The sequence below is a fragment of the Dactylosporangium sp. CS-047395 genome (assembly GCF_050942185.1).
Taxonomy (GTDB): domain Bacteria; phylum Actinomycetota; class Actinomycetes; order Mycobacteriales; family Micromonosporaceae; genus Dactylosporangium.
Window position 1 is genome coordinate 300,088 of sequence record NZ_CP192015.1, and the last position, 16,726, is coordinate 316,813.

20 protein-coding genes and 4 tRNA genes are annotated in these 16,726 nt (G+C 70.2%); 9 read left to right on the plus strand and 15 right to left on the minus strand.

Features of this window, described 5'->3' with window-relative positions; genetic code table 11:
• Positions 1–18: 18 nt before the first annotated feature.
• Together ACQP00_RS01400 and hppD are read right to left on the minus strand one after the other, a co-directional pair.
• On the minus strand, positions 19–537 hold the full coding sequence (locus ACQP00_RS01400; RefSeq protein WP_433213131.1) for an RDD family protein: 519 nt from the start codon (positions 535–537) through the stop codon (positions 19–21).
• A gap of 208 nt (positions 538–745) precedes the next feature.
• Positions 746–1,903 carry a 4-hydroxyphenylpyruvate dioxygenase gene (gene hppD / locus ACQP00_RS01405; protein WP_433213134.1) on the minus strand — a complete coding sequence of 386 codons (1,158 nt, stop codon included), beginning with the start codon at positions 1,901–1,903 and terminating at the stop codon, positions 746–748.
• Between the two features lie 94 nt (positions 1,904–1,997).
• On the opposite strand from hppD, the gene ACQP00_RS01410 reads away from it, so the two are divergent.
• From ACQP00_RS01410 to ACQP00_RS01430, 5 genes are all read left to right on the plus strand, one after another.
• Complete coding sequence (locus tag ACQP00_RS01410; RefSeq protein WP_433223628.1) at positions 1,998–2,486, plus strand: Lrp/AsnC family transcriptional regulator; 489 nt, start codon at positions 1,998–2,000, stop codon at positions 2,484–2,486.
• A 25-nt stretch (positions 2,487–2,511) separates the two neighbouring features.
• Positions 2,512–2,585: transfer RNA gene (locus ACQP00_RS01415), tRNA-Gly, on the plus strand.
• Between the two features lie 273 nt (positions 2,586–2,858).
• Positions 2,859–3,041, plus strand: a complete 183-nt coding sequence (locus ACQP00_RS01420) for a hypothetical protein (RefSeq protein ID WP_433213137.1) — start codon at positions 2,859–2,861, stop codon at positions 3,039–3,041.
• Positions 3,019–3,396, plus strand: a complete 378-nt coding sequence (locus ACQP00_RS01425; RefSeq protein ID WP_433213140.1) for a hypothetical protein — start codon at positions 3,019–3,021, stop codon at positions 3,394–3,396. Before ACQP00_RS01420 ends, ACQP00_RS01425 begins: the two co-directional genes overlap by 23 nt.
• Before the next feature lie 171 nt (positions 3,397–3,567).
• Entirely contained in the window at positions 3,568–4,887 is a 1,320-nt protein-coding gene (locus tag ACQP00_RS01430; RefSeq protein ID WP_433213143.1) for a PQQ-binding-like beta-propeller repeat protein, read from the plus strand.
• On the opposite strand, the gene ACQP00_RS01435 is transcribed toward ACQP00_RS01430, so the two are convergent.
• The gene (locus tag ACQP00_RS01435) at positions 4,884–5,597 is read right to left on the minus strand and encodes a metallophosphoesterase (protein WP_433213146.1); all 714 of its coding nucleotides are present in this window, start codon (positions 5,595–5,597) and stop codon (positions 4,884–4,886) included. The two genes, ACQP00_RS01430 and ACQP00_RS01435, sit on opposite strands and share 4 nt — an antisense overlap.
• Positions 5,598–5,655: 58 nt before the next feature.
• Positions 5,656–6,213 (minus strand): helix-turn-helix domain-containing protein, encoded by a 558-nt coding sequence (locus ACQP00_RS01440; protein ID WP_433213149.1) that lies wholly within the window; start codon positions 6,211–6,213, stop codon positions 5,656–5,658.
• Between the two features lie 74 nt (positions 6,214–6,287).
• Here ACQP00_RS01440 and ACQP00_RS01445 point away from each other — a divergent pair, with 74 nt between their 5' ends.
• The 3 genes from ACQP00_RS01445 to ACQP00_RS01455 are packed head-to-tail and all read left to right on the plus strand — an operon-like array spanning position 6,288 to position 8,901.
• Positions 6,288–6,941 (plus strand): AzlC family ABC transporter permease, encoded by a 654-nt coding sequence (locus tag ACQP00_RS01445; RefSeq protein ID WP_433213152.1) that lies wholly within the window; start codon positions 6,288–6,290, stop codon positions 6,939–6,941.
• Entirely contained in the window at positions 6,938–7,246 is a 309-nt protein-coding gene (locus ACQP00_RS01450; RefSeq protein WP_433213155.1) for an AzlD domain-containing protein, read from the plus strand. The genes ACQP00_RS01445 and ACQP00_RS01450 overlap by 4 nt, the downstream gene beginning before the upstream one ends.
• A gap of 26 nt (positions 7,247–7,272) precedes the next feature.
• Positions 7,273–8,901, plus strand: a complete 1,629-nt coding sequence (locus tag ACQP00_RS01455) for a fumarate hydratase (protein ID WP_433213158.1) — start codon at positions 7,273–7,275, stop codon at positions 8,899–8,901.
• An 85-nt stretch (positions 8,902–8,986) separates the two neighbouring features.
• On the opposite strand, the gene ACQP00_RS01460 is transcribed toward ACQP00_RS01455, so the two are convergent.
• The 8 genes from ACQP00_RS01460 to ACQP00_RS01495 all read right to left on the minus strand — a co-directional run bounded on the left by ACQP00_RS01460 (position 8,987) and on the right by ACQP00_RS01495 (position 13,989).
• Positions 8,987–9,059 (minus strand) — tRNA-Trp (locus tag ACQP00_RS01460).
• Positions 9,060–9,301: 242 nt separating this feature from the next.
• Positions 9,302–9,463, minus strand: a complete 162-nt coding sequence (locus ACQP00_RS01465) for a hypothetical protein (RefSeq protein WP_433213161.1) — start codon at positions 9,461–9,463, stop codon at positions 9,302–9,304.
• Between the two features lie 58 nt (positions 9,464–9,521).
• Positions 9,522–9,776, minus strand: a complete 255-nt coding sequence (locus tag ACQP00_RS01470; protein ID WP_433213164.1) for a hypothetical protein — start codon at positions 9,774–9,776, stop codon at positions 9,522–9,524.
• A 35-nt stretch (positions 9,777–9,811) separates the two neighbouring features.
• Positions 9,812–10,285: a hypothetical protein gene (locus ACQP00_RS01475; RefSeq protein ID WP_433213167.1), complete on the minus strand. Its 474-nt coding sequence runs from the start codon at positions 10,283–10,285 to the stop codon at positions 9,812–9,814.
• Between the two features lie 174 nt (positions 10,286–10,459).
• Positions 10,460–10,532: transfer RNA gene (locus ACQP00_RS01480), tRNA-Glu, on the minus strand.
• Positions 10,523–12,055 carry an ankyrin repeat domain-containing protein gene (locus ACQP00_RS01485; protein WP_433213170.1) on the minus strand — a complete coding sequence of 511 codons (1,533 nt, stop codon included), beginning with the start codon at positions 12,053–12,055 and terminating at the stop codon, positions 10,523–10,525. Before ACQP00_RS01485 ends, ACQP00_RS01480 begins: the two co-directional genes overlap by 10 nt.
• Positions 12,052–13,893 (minus strand): ankyrin repeat domain-containing protein, encoded by a 1,842-nt coding sequence (locus ACQP00_RS01490; RefSeq protein WP_433213173.1) that lies wholly within the window; start codon positions 13,891–13,893, stop codon positions 12,052–12,054. Before ACQP00_RS01490 ends, ACQP00_RS01485 begins: the two co-directional genes overlap by 4 nt.
• Before the next feature lie 23 nt (positions 13,894–13,916).
• Positions 13,917–13,989, minus strand: a tRNA-Arg gene (locus ACQP00_RS01495).
• Positions 13,990–14,037: 48 nt separating this feature from the next.
• Between ACQP00_RS01495 and ACQP00_RS01500 the strand changes: the two genes are divergently transcribed.
• Positions 14,038–14,526, plus strand: a complete 489-nt coding sequence (locus ACQP00_RS01500) for a hypothetical protein (RefSeq protein WP_433213176.1) — start codon at positions 14,038–14,040, stop codon at positions 14,524–14,526.
• On the opposite strand, the gene ACQP00_RS01505 is transcribed toward ACQP00_RS01500, so the two are convergent.
• Genes ACQP00_RS01505 through ACQP00_RS01515 form a run of 3 tightly spaced genes read right to left on the minus strand, consistent with a single transcriptional unit; the run spans position 14,523 to position 16,532 of the window.
• On the minus strand, positions 14,523–15,257 hold the full coding sequence (locus ACQP00_RS01505; RefSeq protein ID WP_433213179.1) for a DUF429 domain-containing protein: 735 nt from the start codon (positions 15,255–15,257) through the stop codon (positions 14,523–14,525). The genes ACQP00_RS01500 and ACQP00_RS01505 overlap by 4 nt on opposite strands.
• Positions 15,258–15,300: 43 nt before the next feature.
• The gene (locus ACQP00_RS01510) at positions 15,301–15,930 is read right to left on the minus strand and encodes a hypothetical protein (RefSeq protein WP_433213182.1); all 630 of its coding nucleotides are present in this window, start codon (positions 15,928–15,930) and stop codon (positions 15,301–15,303) included.
• A complete protein-coding gene (locus ACQP00_RS01515; RefSeq protein ID WP_433213185.1) occupies positions 15,927–16,532 on the minus strand; it encodes an RNA polymerase sigma factor in 606 nt (201 codons plus the stop codon). The genes ACQP00_RS01510 and ACQP00_RS01515 overlap by 4 nt, the downstream gene beginning before the upstream one ends.
• Positions 16,533–16,726: the final 194 nt, after the last annotated feature.

The window sequence follows — 16,726 nt, forward strand, 5'->3', positions numbered from 1 at the left end:
CCTCCGCCTCCGTGTCGCTCATCCGGCCTTCACCACGATTGTCCCCGCTGCCTTGTCGTGCAGGCACTGCTGGTACGGCTTGTCCCACAGCTGCCACAGCCCGTCGATCCAGGAGAAGAACGGTACGACGAAGCCGACGATGTTCTGGGTCGCCCAGCGCCTGGCCAGCACCCCGCGGTCGAGCGGCGCGCCGGGGTTGTCGAGCCGGAGGATCTGCAGCTTCATGGCCCGCTTGCCCCAGGTGACGCCGGTCTTGCCGAACATCTCGACGTGGTACACGTAGCCGGCCACGATGATCAGCACGACGAGCAGCAGTTCGAGCAGGAGCGGTACGCCCAGCACGAGAGCCGGGGCGGGGCCGGCGCCGTCGCTCGCCGAGGCGGTGGTGGCCGCGCCGGCGATGATGGCGAAGATCGCGATGAAGACCGGGATGGACAGCACCAGGCCGACCCCGGTCAGCACCGCCGCGTCAATCAGCACCGCGAGGAGCCGATCGCCGAAATTGGCCAGCGGCATGCCGTTCGGGGCCCGGAGCACCGGCGGCGGTACCGCATAGGCACCCTGTGGATAACCGCCCTGCTGTGGATAACCAGCCTGTGGATATCCCACTGGAGCGCCGCTGACCTGTGGATAACCCGCTTGAGGGTACCCGCTCTGTGGATAATCCTGTGGATGACCGGGGGGCGGCCCGTACTGCGGGGCGCCACCCGGCTGCGGCTGGCCCGGATACGTCACCCGGACAGTGTTACAGGTTTCCGCGAAGTTCCTGCTCTCGCTCGATCGCCTCGAACAGCGCCTTGAAGTTGCCCTTGCCGAAGCCCAGGGAGCCGTGCCGCTCGATCAGCTCGAAGAACACCGTCGGGCGGTCCTGGACCGGCTTGGTGAAGATCTGCAGGAGGTACCCGTCCTCGTCGCGGTCCACCAGGATGCCGCGCGCCTTGAGCTCCTCGATCGGCGCGCGCACCTGGCCGATGCGGGCGCGCAGCTCGGGGTCGTCGTAGTACGAGTCGGGGGTCACGAGGAACTCGACGCCCGCGGCCGTCATCTCGTCGACGGTACGGATGATGTCGTTCGTCGCCAGCGCGATGTGCTGCGCGCCGGGGCCGCCGTAGAACTCGAGGTACTCGTCGATCTGCGACTTCTTGCGCGACACGGCCGGCTCGTTGAGCGGGAACTTGACCTTGCGCGTGCCGCTGGCCACGACCTTGCTCATGAGCGCGGAGTACTCGGTCGCGATGTCGTCGCCGACGAACTCGGCCATGTTCGTGAAGCCCATGACCCGCCGGTAGAACTCGACCCACTCGTCCATCCGGCCCAGCTCCACGTTGCCGACCACGTGGTCGACGGCCTGGAAGTACCGCTTGGCGGGCGGCGCCACGACCGGCTTGCGCGCCACGAACCCGGGCAGGAACGGCCCCGAGTAGCGCGAACGGTCGATGAGCGAGTGGCGGGTCTCGCCGTACGTCGCGATCGCGGCCCGGCGCACCACGCCGTGCTCGTCCTGCTCGTCGTGCGGCTCCTCCAGCACCTTCGCCCCCTGCCGCACCGCGAACGCGAACGCGGTGTCGACGTCGGGCACCTCCAGCGCGATGTCGATGATGCCGTCACCGTGCCGCTCGTAGTGCTTGGTCGCCTCCGCCTCGCGGTGCACCCCACCGGCGAACACGAAGATCGCCGAGCCGGACTTGAGCACGTACTCGGCGTGGTCGCGGTACCCCTGCTCCGGCCCGCGGTACGCCAGCAGCGTCATGCCGAACGCGGTCGAGTAGAAGTGCGCCGACTGCTTGGCATTCCCGACGTAGAACCGGACGTGATCGAGGCCGGTGAGCGGAAACGGGTCGTGGGTCACGTCGTGCTCGACGGCCCCGATGAGCTCGTTCAGGTCTTCGATTGCGCGGGTCATACCGCGTAGCGTCGCCCGCTTTGCCCGGCCTGGGCAAGGAAGGCTATTCTGCGTGGTCAAGTTGCACAATCGGCCGACTGTTTCGTGGGTACGGGTGAGCAGATTGCCCAGTGAAATCGACGTTCTCGATGCACGTCTGATCAGCCTCCTGTACGCCGAACCGCGCATCGGCGTCCTGGAGTGCTCCCGCCGCCTGGGCGTGGCGCGCGGAACGATCCAGGCACGGCTGGACCGCCTCGCGTCCCGGGGCGTGATCCGTGGCCACGGACCGGACATCGACCCGGCGGCGCTCGGCTACTCCGTGACCGCGTTCGTGACGCTGGAGATTCGGCAGCGCTTCGGGCACGACCCCGTTTCGACGCACCTGCGGGACATTCCGGAGGTGCTCGAAGTGCACACGATCACCGGCTCGGGCGATCTGCTGTGCCGGATCGTGGCACGGTCGAACGCCGATCTGCAGCGGGTGATTGATCGGGTGATGAGCTTCGAGGGGATCGTGCGCTCGTCGACGATCATCGCTTTGGCGTCGCAGATCCCGTACCGCGTGCTGCCGCTCGTAGCCGCGGCCGCCGGCGACTCCTGAGACTTCTCTAGACTGCTCGGCGGGCAGAGCCGTAGCGCAGAGGTGGTCGCGGTTGCCTTGCCAAGGCAAAGGACGCCGGTTCGACTCCGGTCGGCTCTGCCCCCCGCCGCCGCACGGAGGGCAGCCGCGCGCGGCATTGGCCACTATCGGACGCCTATGAACCCGCCTCATCTGCGCCACCCATCAGGCGACCGGTTCGGGCTTCGGGCGCAGCAGGATGCCGGGATGATCGCGCCCGTCATCTTGCCGCCGCCGCCCCGGTCGTAGGTCGTACTCGCCCTTGCCGTGTGCAGTTCCTCGAAGCCGCCCCCTGACCCCGACGCCCACCGCGGTCGAGTGACACCCACCCACCCGCGGGCTAGCGTCGAACGCATGACAACGCTCTCCGAGCAGGCGGGTCCTCCGCAGTGGACGCCCGGCGCAGGCTGGGAGCGGCTGAAGCGCGAAATGCCGCACCTCGTGCCCGAGCTCACCGACGAGGACATGCGCCGAGCGGCCGCGATGCACGCCTCGGCCGCCGATCGTGGCGGCGATGGGCCGCGGCATTCGGCCTAACCCGCTCGTCTTCGACGCCACGGCTCTTACCGCACTGTTCGATGCCTACCCGCCGGTCTGGGCGCTGTGGCGAACCGCCGACCAGGACCTCGGGAGCATCGGGGTTCCGGCCCTCGCGATCGTCGAGGCCGGGACGCTCGTGAAGGCGCATGCCTCGGCCTGGGACTCGATCCTGTGGTCGAAGTCGCTGACCGTCCTGCCATTGAGCGAGCGGGCCGCGGTCGAGATCTCCGCCTGGCCGGGGGCGTACGGGGCGCGGCACGCACTGTGGGAGGCGAGGGCGCTCGACTGCCCGCTCGTCACCCGCCAGACCGAGCTCTACGCGCCGGGCCAGACCGACATCCAGGCGGTCTAGCCGCCTTTCTAAACTGCTCGGCGGCAGAGCCGTAGCGCAGAGGTCGTCGCACCGCCTCCAATGGGGGAAGACTCCGGCCGGCTCCGGTTTCCACGAACGGGTGAATCGTCGCGACACGGGCGAAACACGACATCCGGCGGATTATCATGCGGCGGCGTTACGCTCGCGGCCGTGGCTAGGGGAGCGGTCCGCAACTTCGAGACGGCGCTCGGTGCGATCGGTGTGCTGGCGCTCATCATCACCGCGATCATCATCACCGGCTGGAACCCGCTGCCCAACATCACTGGTTGGTGGGACAAGGTTGCCGACAGTACCGGCAAACTGTCCACACCCGACACGGCCTGGACGGATCGTGTGGGTGGGCAGCCGTCGTCGGCGGTGATTGCCGGTACCGCCGCGATCGTCTCTATGCGTGGAACCGTCGAGGGACGTGCGCTGACCGATGGCAAGGTGCTGTGGACGAAGGAAGCGGACTGGGCGGGGGTCGCGGGCGACGGCGGCAGTGTCGTGGCGATCGTCGGGCGGCGTGGGACCGGGCTGGAGGCGCTCGACCCGGTGAGCGGCCAGCCGCGGTGGAGCGATCATGACGCGGTCGGGGCGTGGACGTTTCGCGAGCACGTGCTGACGATCGCGTGCGGTGGGCTCAGCGACTGCACCCTCACGGCGCGGTCGCCCAAGGACGGGGCGCCGATCTGGAAGCTGACGCTGCCGGGGATCGGGCGCGTATTGAACGGCATCAACAGTGATCTGCTCGGCACCGAGGTCAAGGCCGACGCGTACCGCGATGCCATCAACGCCATGCCGCGGCCCATCCCGGCGATGCTCGGCTTTCCGATCGAGCAGAAGGTGAAGGTCGTCGACACCGGGCGGGGCAAGGTGCTGCGCGAGGACGGCGCGTCCAACACGACGCGGGTCGTGGTCGCGGGCGGGCGCGAGCTCGTGTCGACGGCGGCGCCGAAGGACGGCAACTGCCGGTACAGCCTCGAGGCGCGCGACCCGAACAACGGCAAGACGCTGTGGAAGAAGGACGGGTACGACCTGCACACCGCGTCCGGCGCCGGGTGTGAGCAGCGGCGAGACCCGGCCGGCGCGGACACCGTGCTGATCGCGACCCGCGGCGACAACCGCGAGGTGTTCCTCTCGCCGCGCGACGGGCGCGAGATGTGGGCCGGCGCCGAGGGCGATGAGATCGTGACGGCCGACAGCCAATACGGCCTGGTCCGCTCCAACGGCGGCAAGACGCTCTCGGTCGTCGGCTTTGAGAAAGGCGGGCGGCTCTGGCAGCAGGAGGTGCCAGCCAAGGCTGATGTCGCGGTTTCACGGTACGCCGTGCTGGTCCGCGATACCGCCGGCGGAAAGCTCACGGTCTATGCCCCGGACAATGGCCGCGTGTTGCTGGAGGCCAAAACGACCTCCGATGTGCTGGGTATCGGCGAGCACGGGCTGATGGTCGGGCGCGGCCGGACAATCGGCTATCTCGCGTACACCTAAAGGATTCGGTAATGGCTCGTGAGCCGACTACGGGTGTAGTGGTGCATCACGAGGGCCGGGCGGTCGTCCATGTTCATCTCGTCGGTCTCGCGCTCCCACGGCATGATGAGCGTCGATTTCACACCGGGCGCGATGATGAGCGGCACGCCCCCGAACGTGGTCACCGTCGGCGTGTGGAAATGGCCGCACAGCACCGCCACGACGTTCGGGTGCCGGCGGATCACCGCCTCGAGCCGCTCCTCGCCGAACTGCCGCACCTGGTCGGCGAAGGTGTGCTCGAGCGCGACCGGCGGGTGGTGGAAGCACACGAAGGCCGGCGTCCCACCCACCAGTGCGCCGTCGAGCCAGTCCAGGGTCGCGTCCTCGATGAACCCGTCGTCCTTGCCCGGGATCGTCGAGTCGACCAGCGCGAACGGCACATCGCCGACCCGTTCGACGCGGTTGAGCGGGCCCAGGCCGGCCGCGACGAACGCCTCCCGCTCGTCGTGATTTCCAGGCAGATACAGCTTTGGTACGTCGAGCCGGCGAAACAACACCTTGAGTTGCTCGTATTCCTCGGCCCGCCCGTGGTCCGCCAGGTCGCCGGTGAGGAGTACCGCGTCGACCGGCCGTTGCAGGCCGAGCAAATAGTCCACCACAGCTGTGGTCCGGTCGATACTGCGCCGACCGCCGTCTATGTGCGTGTCGCTGACGTGGGCGATGAGCGTCATGCGAGCGAGGCTAGAAAACGGGACTGAGCCGGTACAACGGCCAATCGACAATGCGTGGTCAGCGGTGCTCCATGACCAGCGCGAACGACGTGTGCGGGGTCAGCGCCTCGTAGCCGTGCGCGACGTCTCCGGCGAACGAGGCGTAGTCGTGCACGTCGAGGTCGACCGGGGAGTCCTCGGGGCCGACCCGCAGCCGCCCGCTGATCATCACGACGTGCTCGATGGTGCCGGGCAGGTGCGCGTCGGCCTTGCGTGCGCCGATCGGCTCGACCCGCATCAGGTAGATGTCGCGTCGGACTCCTGGCGGGCAGGTCGCGAGCAGAGTACCAACGAAATCGGCTTGTTCTGACTTGACCGTGGGACCGTCGCCGGCCCGGATCACGCGCGGGGCGGTCGGCGGCGGCTCGACCAGGCGGCTGAACGGCACATTCAGCGCGACCGCCAGGGCCCAGAGCGTCTCGATGTTGGGGTTGCCGGCCCCCGACTCGAGTTGACTCAAGGTGGACTTGGCGATGCCGGCGCGCTTGGCCACCTCGCTAAGGGACAGTTTCTCCCGGTCACGCTCGCGGCGGAGGGCGGCGGCGATGAGGTCGATGGGCGGTTTGGTGGGGTCCATGGGCTTCCGTTCGGTACAGCGAACGATGTATTCGGCTTGACGAACAGTGGCGTGTGGGTCCAGCATACCGAACTATGCGTTCGATTCTCCGAACAGATCCGATCGCCCGGGACGTGGCCGCGCTGTGCATGGCGGCCGCGATCGTCGGGCTGTCGTTCGGCGCGATCGCGTCGGCCGCCGGGGTGCCGTTGGCGCAGATCGTGGCCATGAACGCGCTGGTGTACGCGGGCGGCGCGCAGTTCCTGGCCGTCGGCCTGGCCGGCGCCGGGGCCACCGCGGCCGCGATCGTGCTGGCCGGGCTGCTGCTCAACGCGCGCCACCTGCCGTTCGGCCTGGCGATCGGCAACGAGGTGCTCGGCCGGCGGCGTTTCCTGGGCAGCCACCTGATGACCGACGAATCCGTGGCTTTCGCATTGGCGCAGGACGATCCCGCCCGCCGCCGGCGCGCCTATTGGCTGACCGGCATCAGCCTCTATCTGACCTGGAACGTCTGCGCCGCCGTGGGTGCGATCGCCGGTTCCGCGCTCGGCGACCCCGACACCTTCGGCATCGACGCGGCATTTCCGGCCGCGCTGCTCGCCCTGACGCTCTCTTCTTTAAAAGATGCGGCATCGGTACGCGTAGCAGTCGGCGGCGCCGCGCTCGCCCTCATCGCCACGCCGTTGCTCCCCGCCGGTCTACCGGTCCTGGCCGCCCTGTTCGCACTGTTCCTGGCGAGGTCGAAATGAGTTGGATCGCGATTCTTGTCCTCGCGGCCGGCACGTACGCCTTCCGATTCGCCGGCCCGGTGCTGCGCGAGCGAATCTCCGTGTCGGAAAATGTGAAGCGGTATTTGTCACTCGCCGCCGTCGCGCTGCTCGCCGCGCTCATCGCCACCGCCGCCCTGCTGGACGGCACGTCGTTTGTCGGCATTGCCCGGCCTGCGGGGGTTCTGGTGGGCGCGGTCCTGGCCTGGCGCAAGGCCCCGTTCGTCGTCGTCGTGGTCGCCGCGGCGCTGACGGCCGCCCTGCTCAGGGTCGCCGGAGTGGAGTGATACAGGCGGGTAATACAGTCGAGGGCATGCCCGAATTCGCGTTCTCGCCGCTGCTGCCGCTCGGACCCGACACCACCGAATACCGCCTGGTCACCAGCGACGGGATCGGCCGCGACGGGCGGTTCCTGACGATCGAGCCGGAGGCGCTGACCCGCCTCACGGACGAGGCCATGCACGACATCGCGCACTTCCTGCGCCCCGCGCACCTCACCCAGCTGCGCTCGATCATCGACGACCCGCTGGCCTCCCCCAACGACCGCTTCGTCGCGCTCGACCTGCTGCGCAACGCCAACATCGCGGCGGGTGGGATCCTGCCGATGTGCCAGGACACCGGTACCGCCATCGTCATGGGCAAACGCGGCCGCTTCGTCCTCACCGACGGCCGCGACGAGGAGGCCATCGCCCGCGGCGTGTTCGACGCCTACACGCGGCTGAACCTGCGGTACTCGCAGCTCGCCCCGCTGACGATGTGGGACGAGAAGAACACCGGCTCCAACCTGCCGGCCCAGATCGAGCTGTACGCCGAGGGCGACGACGCGTACAAGTTCCTGTTCATGGCCAAGGGTGGCGGTTCGGCTAACAAGAGCTATCTGTACCAGGAAACCAAGGCCCTGCTCAATCCGACCCGGATGATGCAGTTCCTCGAGGAGAAGCTCCGCCTCATCGGCACTGCGGCGTGCCCCCCGTACCACCTGGCGATCGTCATCGGCGGCACCTCGGGCGAGCACGCTTTGAAGACCGCCAAACTTGCCTCCGCCAAGTACCTGGACAGCCTGCCGCTGGAGGGTTCCGCGGTCGGCCACGGCTTCCGGGACGTCGCGCTGGAGGCCGAGGTCCTCCAGCTCACGCGCGAGTTCGGCATCGGCGCCCAGTTCGGCGGCCGGTACTTCTGCCACGACGTGCGGGTCGTCCGCCTCCCCCGGCACGGCGCCTCCTGCCCCGTCGCGATCGCGGTGTCCTGCTCCGCCGACCGCCAGGCCGTCGGAAAGATCAACGAGCAGGGCGTCTGGCTGGAGCAGCTCGAACGCGACCCGGCCCGCTTCCTGCCCGACGTGACGGACGAGCACCTCGACGACGACGTGGTCGCGGTGGACCTGAACCGCCCGATGTCCGAGATCCGCGCGCAGCTCTCCCAGCTCCCGGTGAAGACCCGCCTGTCGCTGACCGGCCCGCTGGTCGTGGCGCGGGACATCGCCCACGCCAAGATCGCCGAGCGCCTGGACGCGGGCGAGCCGATGCCTTCTTACCTGCGCGACCACGCGGTGTACTACGCCGGCCCGGCCAAGACCCCCGAGGGTTACGCGTCGGGCTCGTTCGGCCCCACGACGGCCGGCCGCATGGACGCCTACGTGGAGAAGTTCCAGGCGGCGGGCGGCTCGATGGTCATGCTGGCCAAGGGCAACCGCTCGAAGCAGGTCACCAACGCCTGCCACACGTACGGCGGCTTCTACCTCGGCTCGATCGGCGGCCCGGCGGCCCGGCTCGCCCAGGACTGCATCAAGCACGTCGAGGTGATCGAGTACCCGGAGCTCGGCATGGAGGCGGTCTGGAAGATCGACGTGGTCGACTTCCCCGCCTTCATCGTCGTGGACGACAAGGGCAACGACTTCTTCGCCGAGGTCACCAAGCCGGTTCTGACCGTCGGCCGGCGCTAGATACTTGTTCCGCTGCCCTCCGTGCGCGTGCGGAGGGCAGCGGGATCATCGCCCTGCCACCTCGCATAGAACAGCCGACTGAAGGCAGAGCCGGCCGGAGTCGAACCGGCGTCTTCCGCCATTGGAGGGCGGTGCGACGACCTCTGCGCTACGGCTCTGCCGCCGAGCAGTCTAGGAGGCGTTCAGACGGCTTGGATGTCTGCTTGCCCGGGTGCGTAACTCGGGCCGACAGGTCACCAGCGGGCAGCCGAGCGCACGCGCCTCCCAGAGTGCGTGCCGCGCGCCGGGCGACCCGGACCACGCGCTGATCTCGACCGCGACGGCCTGATCGAGCGGCAGGACGGTGACCGACCATGACAGATTTCGACTTGGTTCAGACAAGCAGGCCCGTTCGGGTGTCTCAGCCGGCCTGGCGGTCCTTGGTGTCGTGCCGCTTCGCGGCGGCGATGAGTTCGTCGGCCTTGCGGTAGTCAACGAGGTGCGGGAGCTCGCGCTGCAGCCGCTCCCAGCCTGCGCCGGGCGTCCACTGCGGAGGACCCGCCTGCTCGGAGAGCGTTGTCATGCGTTCGACGCTAGCCCGCGGGCGGGTGGGTGTCACTCGACCGCGGTGGGCGTCGGGGTCAGGGTTCGACCTCCCGGTTGCGGCGCGCCAGCTGGGTGACGATCGCCGACGCGGCCAGGGCGATGGTGGCGGCGAGGCCGGCGATGCAGGCGACGATCAGGGCCGGGGCCAGTTCGGTCGTGGTCGGGTGGCCGTAGGACTCGTTCTCCGGCCACAGGGCCGACAGGCTGATCAGGCCGCCCACGATCCAGAGCACGGCGAAGACGTTGAGGGCGACGACTACGGGCGGTGCTCCTTGCGGCTTGGCCGTCATGGCAGCTCCTTGAAGTCCGGTACCCCGTCCGGCGCTTACGCCGCGCGCCAGCGGGGTTGTTTCTCGCCTGGTTTCTGCGTGCAGCGCATCATCGTGCCCTTTGAGGTGTAGCCGATCGCGCCCTCCGGTGAGCAGAACGCGCCGGGAGTGACGTTGCCGACCGGGCCGCCCGCCGGGGGTGCGGTGGTCTTCGGCGCCGCCGGCGCGGTCGTTTTCGGGGCCGGGGGCTTCGTGGTGGTCTTGGCCGGGGCTGGGCGCGTCGTTGTGGGCAGGGCCGGCGGAGGCACCGCCGTCGTGGGCACGACCGCGTCCATCGTCGGGGTGGGAACCGCGGACTGGCTCGGCGAGGGCGAGGCGGACGGCGAGGGAGAAGTCGACGCGGACGGGCTGGAGGAGGTGGCCACGCCGACGAGGAGGTTGGGCTTCTTCGCGGCGTCGGCGTCGCACCCGGCCAGGGCGGCGACGGCGAACGTGGCGGCGAGGGCGGCGATCCAACGGCGGGCAGTCACGGCCAGATCATTGCGTCGCGGGAGCCGGAATGGATCGGGTTCGGCGGCGGCGTGGACGAACGAACATGCAGATTCGGCCGGTCGGGCAGGGGAGCCGGGGCCGTTCGACGCGCCTGGAAAAGCGGGTGCGAACAGGGAGAAATGCGCTGGAAACCAGGAAGGCGAAGAAGAGGGCAGAGCCGGCCGGAGTCGAACCGGCGTCCTCCGCCTTGAGGGGGCGGCGCGACGACCTCTGCGCTACGGCTTTGCCTTTGCGGATTGTAGGAGGGCGGTCAGGTCGGGGCGGTGGGTGTACTGGCCGCGGGGGTCTGCGCCTGCCTTCAGGAGGGCTTGGACCTGGTCCGGCGAGCCGTACTCGAGGGCCAGCCGCAGCGGAGGGCGGCCGTATCTGTCGCCTGCGTTCGGGTTCAGGCCTGCTTCCATCAAGCGGGCTACCAGGTCGTCGGTGTCGGTCAGCCAGGGCAGCAGGTGCAGCAGGGTGCGGCCGTCGTCGTCGCGGAAGTGTGGGTCCAGGCCGGTGTTCAGGGCGGCCTCGACTGCTGCCGTGTCGGTCTCCGCGAAGCGGCGTAGGAAGTTGGTGCGCAGGGTGGCCATTGGGCCGGGGACGGGGATCGTGGGGTCGCGCCAGCCGTCGATGGCGGCCGCGCAGCCCTGCATTTCGCCGCCCAGGGCGGCCAGCGTGCGCTCGCGGTCCAGGGAGTGGGGTGGCACGAAGGAGCCGTCGCGCACGGCGATGACGTGGGTTTCGTTGTCGCAGGGGATGTCGATGGATGACGGCAGTGAGGGTGGAGCGGGCGGAGATGGGCGCCCGGAACCCGTCGGGAACAGGGCCGCAAACGCCAGCGGGTGCAGGTCCTCGGGCTGCAGGTGGCCGCGCAGCAGGGCGGTCAGTTCGGGCGGGCGGTTGGCTACTTCCAGCGGGATGCGGGGGATGGTCGGGAGGTCGTACTCGCTCTCGTTCGGGGCGGTCACCAGCACGGCTTGCTTGCCGTCCAGGACCAGCGTGCGGTCTCGGAGTTCTATACGAGCCGAGGAGGATCGGACGTCCACCTCGTTGTTCGGTGGCGTCACCATATCGGCGAGGTACGACAAAATTCGCCGGCGCGAATCCGCCAGCGTGCTGTGGATCGGGCGGAATGCCGACAGGGCCCGCGGATGCCGGGCCACGACCGAATATCCCGCGAGGGCCCATGCCTCGGCCGGGTGGCCGGCGTCGTCCAGGAGCACTGCGCGTTCGACCAGGCCCTCGGGGGAGTCGTCGCCCAGCGCGTCCGCCGGCAAGCGGTCGCCGGAAGGGGTGAAGAACGGCAGCCTGGTGAGGCCGCCGCAGCGGGTCAGTTTGTCGGCGGTACGCCGGGAATCCCAGCGGTCCCGCAAGAGGACCAGCACGTCGTCGCGGCGGGCGCGGGTGATCCAGTCCAGGCGCCCGAAGGAGAGTGTGACGCGCTGGGGGTCGCGGGGGTGGCCGGGAGTGCTGGCGATCAGGGCCAAGGAGCCGGGGTAGAGGGCCAGGGGGAAGCGCAGGCGGCAGCGGAGCGGGCCGAGATGCCAGCGCAGCAAATCGGGGGCTAGGTGACGTAGGTCGGACTCCAGGCGGTCCGCGACGGGGGCGCCGTGGTCGCGGCGCACGGCGTCCAGGTCGATCGGGACGTTGAAGCCCGCCGATGCGCAAGCGCCCGGCCAGTCGCCCGCGAGGCGGCGTTCGGTTGCGCGTTCGATCATGCGCGCGGGCAGCGGAATCAGCCGCGTCGGGAAGGGCTGGCGGTTCATGTGACCAGCTTTCGCAGGAAGGCCAGGTCGGGGCGGTTCGTCCAGCCGGCCGCGTAGCTGAAGCCGTGCTCCCGCTCCTTCGCCTTCGGGTCGGCGCCGGCCTTGAGGAGGGTCTTGACCAGCCGTACGGAGCCGATGGCCACGGCCTCGTGCAACGGAGTGCGACCGGCCGTGGTGCGCGCGTTCGGGTCGACGCCCGCCGCCAGCAGGCGCGGGGCCAGGTCGTCGCCGCCGGGGATGTGCGGGAGCAGGTGCAGCAGGGACTCGCCGGTGGGGCGGAAGCGGACATGCGGGTCGAGGCCCCGGTCCAGCGCGTCCACCAGCGCGGCGGTGTCGCCGAGGCGGACGATCAGCAGCAGTTCGTCGTGCAGCCTCAGAAAACGACGCGGCAATTGTACGGCCAAATCGCGCCACCCCTCCCGCGCGGCCACGCAACCCTGGACCTGGCCGCCGAGTGCCGCGAGCGCCATTTCGCGATCGATCTCGGCGCGGGTGTGCGGGATGACCATCGCACCGTCGCGCATGACGACCTCGTGCGTCGCGTGATCGCAATGCACCGGGATGGCCATGCGGAGACGTGTAGGCGCAAAAAACAGCGGCGCGCGAGGCGATGAAAGCGCTGGCTGAACCGGCGCGCGGGTCGACGAAAGCGCTGGCTCGACCGACGCGCGGGTCGATGAAGGCGCTGGCTCGACCGGTGTGCGAGGGGACGGACGCGCTGGCTCGACCAGCGCGCGGGGCGGCGAAAGCGCTGGCTCGACCGGCGTGAGGGTTGGCGAAAGCTCAGGGAGTACCAACGCGGCGGTTGAAAAAAGCGCCTCGTGGACCAACGGGTGCAGCGTGATCGAGCCGCGGCGCAGGGCGTCGAGCTCCGCCGGGCGGTGGACCAGCACGTCGGGGATGCGTGGGATGCGGTCGAGCGGGATGCCGAACTCGTCCATTTCGGCGCGGCGTCTCTCGGCATCTGCCTGGCCACGGGGCACGCGGCTGACCAGACGCGCCCGCGCGCCGTCGAGGACGATGCTGCGGCCCTTGACATCGATGCGGGTGAGGCCCAGGTGGGTGTCGGCCTCGATGCGCGGGCCGGGTTGGGCGTGGCGGGTGGTCGGGTACGGCTCGGTGGCCAGCAGCTCCTCGACGTATTCGATGGTGCGGCGCGCGGCCGCGGGGAGGGTGGTGTGGATCGGGCGCGGCCAGGCCAGGGCGGCGTTCACGGCGGCACCACGCGCGCGGCTGCGTGTCGCCGGGTCGATGGCGAACGCGGCCGGGTCGAGGCGGTCGCGGCCGAAGCGCCGGTCGAACAACAGCACCCGCAGGTCGTAGCCGGCAGCCGCCCAGGCCGCGGCGTGCCGGCCGTCGTCGTCGAGCTGGAGCAAGGTGGTGACGAGTCCGCCGGCGGGGCGGTTGAAGAAGCCGCAGCGGGCCAGGATCTCGCGGGTGCGGCGCGCATCCCAGCGGTCCCGCAGCAGCAGGAAGCTGTCGTCGCGCCGGCCCCGCTGCTCGACCACGCGGCCGAGTGTCAGCCTGATGCGGTAGAACGGCAGCGTGTGCACCATGACGGCGTGGTCGTCGGGCAGGAGTACGAGCGGGTACCACACGTGCGGGCGCGGGAGGGCGCCGTGGTCGCGCACGAGGTACCAGCGCAGGAGGTCCGGCACGAGGTGGCGCAGGTCGTCCTCGATCCGGGCGGCCGCGTCGTCGCCGAAGGTGCGCCTGATCAGGCCCAGGTCGACGAGGTTCTCGACGCCCGCCGCGGCGTAGGCGCCCGGCCAGTCGCCGGCCAGGCGGCGCTCGGTCGCGCGCTCGATCATCGAGGCGGGCACCGCCGACGGATGCATGAGACACCACCAAATGAAAGGGGCAGGGCCGGCCGGAATCGAACCGGCGTTCTTCGGATCCGCAGTCCGATGCGACGACCTCTGCGCTACAGCCCTGCCATGCGTGAGTCTAAGGATCAACGCCAAGCGAATAAGCCTGGCAGGATGACGGTCATGTATGACTTCGCGAGACTTGCCGGATTCTTCGCCGCGCATGGCGTGTGGAGTGTTTCCGACGGCGGGCCGCTCACGCCGCTGCTCGGGTACGAGGACGCGGACGGGCAGCGTGGGCTGACCCGGCTGGTCGCCGACGATCTGGCCGAGGGGGCGCGGATCGGGCGGGAGATGCTCGAGAACAATCCGGAGGGCTGGGCGCGGGCGGTGCTCGTGCTCGATGCGTACATCCACCTGGAGTCGGGCAAGGTCGACGCGCTGATCGCGGAGGCGGTCGAGTTCGGGCCGGTGCCGAAGCGGCTGATGATCGCGGTGCCGTACCGGCCGGAGCCGTTCGCCGTGCACCGGCCGAAGTTTCTGGAGATCGACGGGGTTTCCGAGGCCGAGACGGGGAATCTGGCCGACGCGTTCTTCAACGGGGTCGAGGCGCACAGCGAGGCGAGCGCCGTCTGGAGCGCCCATCTGGACGAGTCGATCTAAGGTAATGCGCCCAGATCGGCCGAGGGCACCGCGATCCAGCCCTCGATGCGGGCCAGGGCCAGTTGGTCGCCGTTCGGGCGCTCGGTCAGGCCCAGCGCGACCGCGCGTGCGGTGAGGGCGGCCACCAGGGCGTCGAACGCGTCGCGATTCGTGGTCACCAGCGGGGCGAACGCGCCAAGATCCAGCCACGGCGCGGTCGCGGCGCACAGGGTGGCGGCCAGGCCCTCGTGGCGGCCCTTGTAGCGGCGGGTGACGCCCCAGCGGTACAGCGACGCGGCCGGATGCGTCTCGACGATCTTGCCGGTGCCGCTGCGGTCGACGTCCTGGCCGGCCCGGGCGAGCATGGCCTGCAACGCGGCGCAGCGCAGCGCGGCGTGGCCCTGGCGGTCGGCGGCGACGCTGGCCGGGGCGACGCCGGGGACGGTCGTGCGGACGGCCTCGTCGGTCGCGCGGTACATCATCGCGCGCCGCCAGTTCGCGCCGTTCTCGTTGCTCGGCAGGCTCGCGGTGTGCCCGTCGCGGTGCGCGTTGACGAGCGCGGCGAAGGGTTCGGGCCAGCCGAGCGCGCAGTTGAGCCCGGTCTTGTCGGCCGCGCGGACGGCCGCGAGGATGCGCGTGTCGGGCACGCCTACGGTGAGTTCGCGCAGTACCGCACGGCCGCGCGACCAGGCGAGGGTCGCGAGGGCGGTCCGCTCGTCGGTGGGGGCGAGATCGACGCCTGCGGTGAGCACGAGAGTAAACAGCGACGGCCGGCCGCGCAGTGTTACACCCCCGCTAGCCGCCGTCCTCGTCGCCCTGTGAATTGTCGTTTTCGCCCTGGTCGTCGGTGGCGGTTGGCGCAGCGCGCTCGGTCCTGCTCGGAGAAGGGCGCGCTGAAGACCGCGACGGGGATGGGGACGCCGGGTTGCCCAGCACCCGGTGGCAGTACGTGTCGATGGTGGCCTCCCCGCCCGCCAGCCGCGACAGCTCCTGCCGCAGTTCCGCGGTGATCGGCTTGGCGTCCCGCTCCTGCCAGGCCTTGCAGAACTCCACCGGCAGGCTGCTCGGGCGCGGCGACGCCGACGGGTGCGCCGACTGCGACGCCGACGCCGCGCTCTTGGGCGATTTGTCAGGGTCGGGGCCGGTGTGGTTGTCGAACCAGACCTGCACCGGCGCCGGCAGGTTGCCCGTGCTCGCCGCGAACGCCGTGCCGCCCACGCCGATTGCCACGAACGCGGTGGCGAAGACCGCGAGCAGCCGCCGCTTGCGGCGGGGGCGGTGCGCGGGAGCGTTGCGCGGCTGGTACTCCTGGCGGAACCCCGCGACCGCGTCCTCCTCGCCGCGCAGCTCGTGCCGCCGCCCGGGCGCGGCCGCGGCGGACAGCAGCTCGCCGAGGCGCCCGTCGGGCAGGTCGTCGCGCTTCATCCGGCCCGCCTCTCCGCGGCCGGGCCGTCCGGGTAGTGCGACTGGACCTCGGGGTGCGCGGCGAGCTTGCGCAGCCCGCGCATGGCCGCGATCCGCACCGCGCCCGAGCGTTTCCCGAGCACTCGCGCGGTGCCGGCCACGTCGAGGCCGGCCACGACGCGCAGCATGACGGCCTCGGCCTGGTCGCGCGGCAGGCTCGCGATCATCCGCAGCGCGCGGTCGGTGTCGTCCAGTTCGAGCGCCTCGGTCGCCGCGTCGCGCGTCGCGACCACGCGCAGCTGGTCCACCGCCTCGTGCGGTTCCTCGTGGCGGCGCCACGCCTTGCGGTTCTCGTCGATGCCGCGATGCCGCGCGATCCGAAAGAGCCAGATCCGGAAAGCCGTCGCGGTACCGTCGAATCGCGCCAGATCCCGCGACACCTGCAACCACGTCTCGGACGCCACGTCCTCGGCCGCGTCGCCGCAGACGACGCGGAGATAGCGCAGTACCAATGGATGCAGTGAACGCCAGAGGACGGCGAAGGCCTCGGCGTCCCCGTCGATGGCGGCGGCGAGCGGCACGGCGAGATCCTCGTCCCGCACCCCTTGGACCGACGCCGTCACCAGCACACGGTAGGCCAGGTCGGCGGAGATTTCTCGGCGGCGGAGCGGCCTACCCGCAGGTCGGATCGGCAAACAAAGTTCAGCCATTCGCGCTTCCGCGTGCAAAGCGCCCACACGGTACAGGTACTTCGCTTAGCGTGACGAAGCGATTACTTAAAGTGGGGGAGTGGAATGCGCAGGGTTACCGTAGGAGC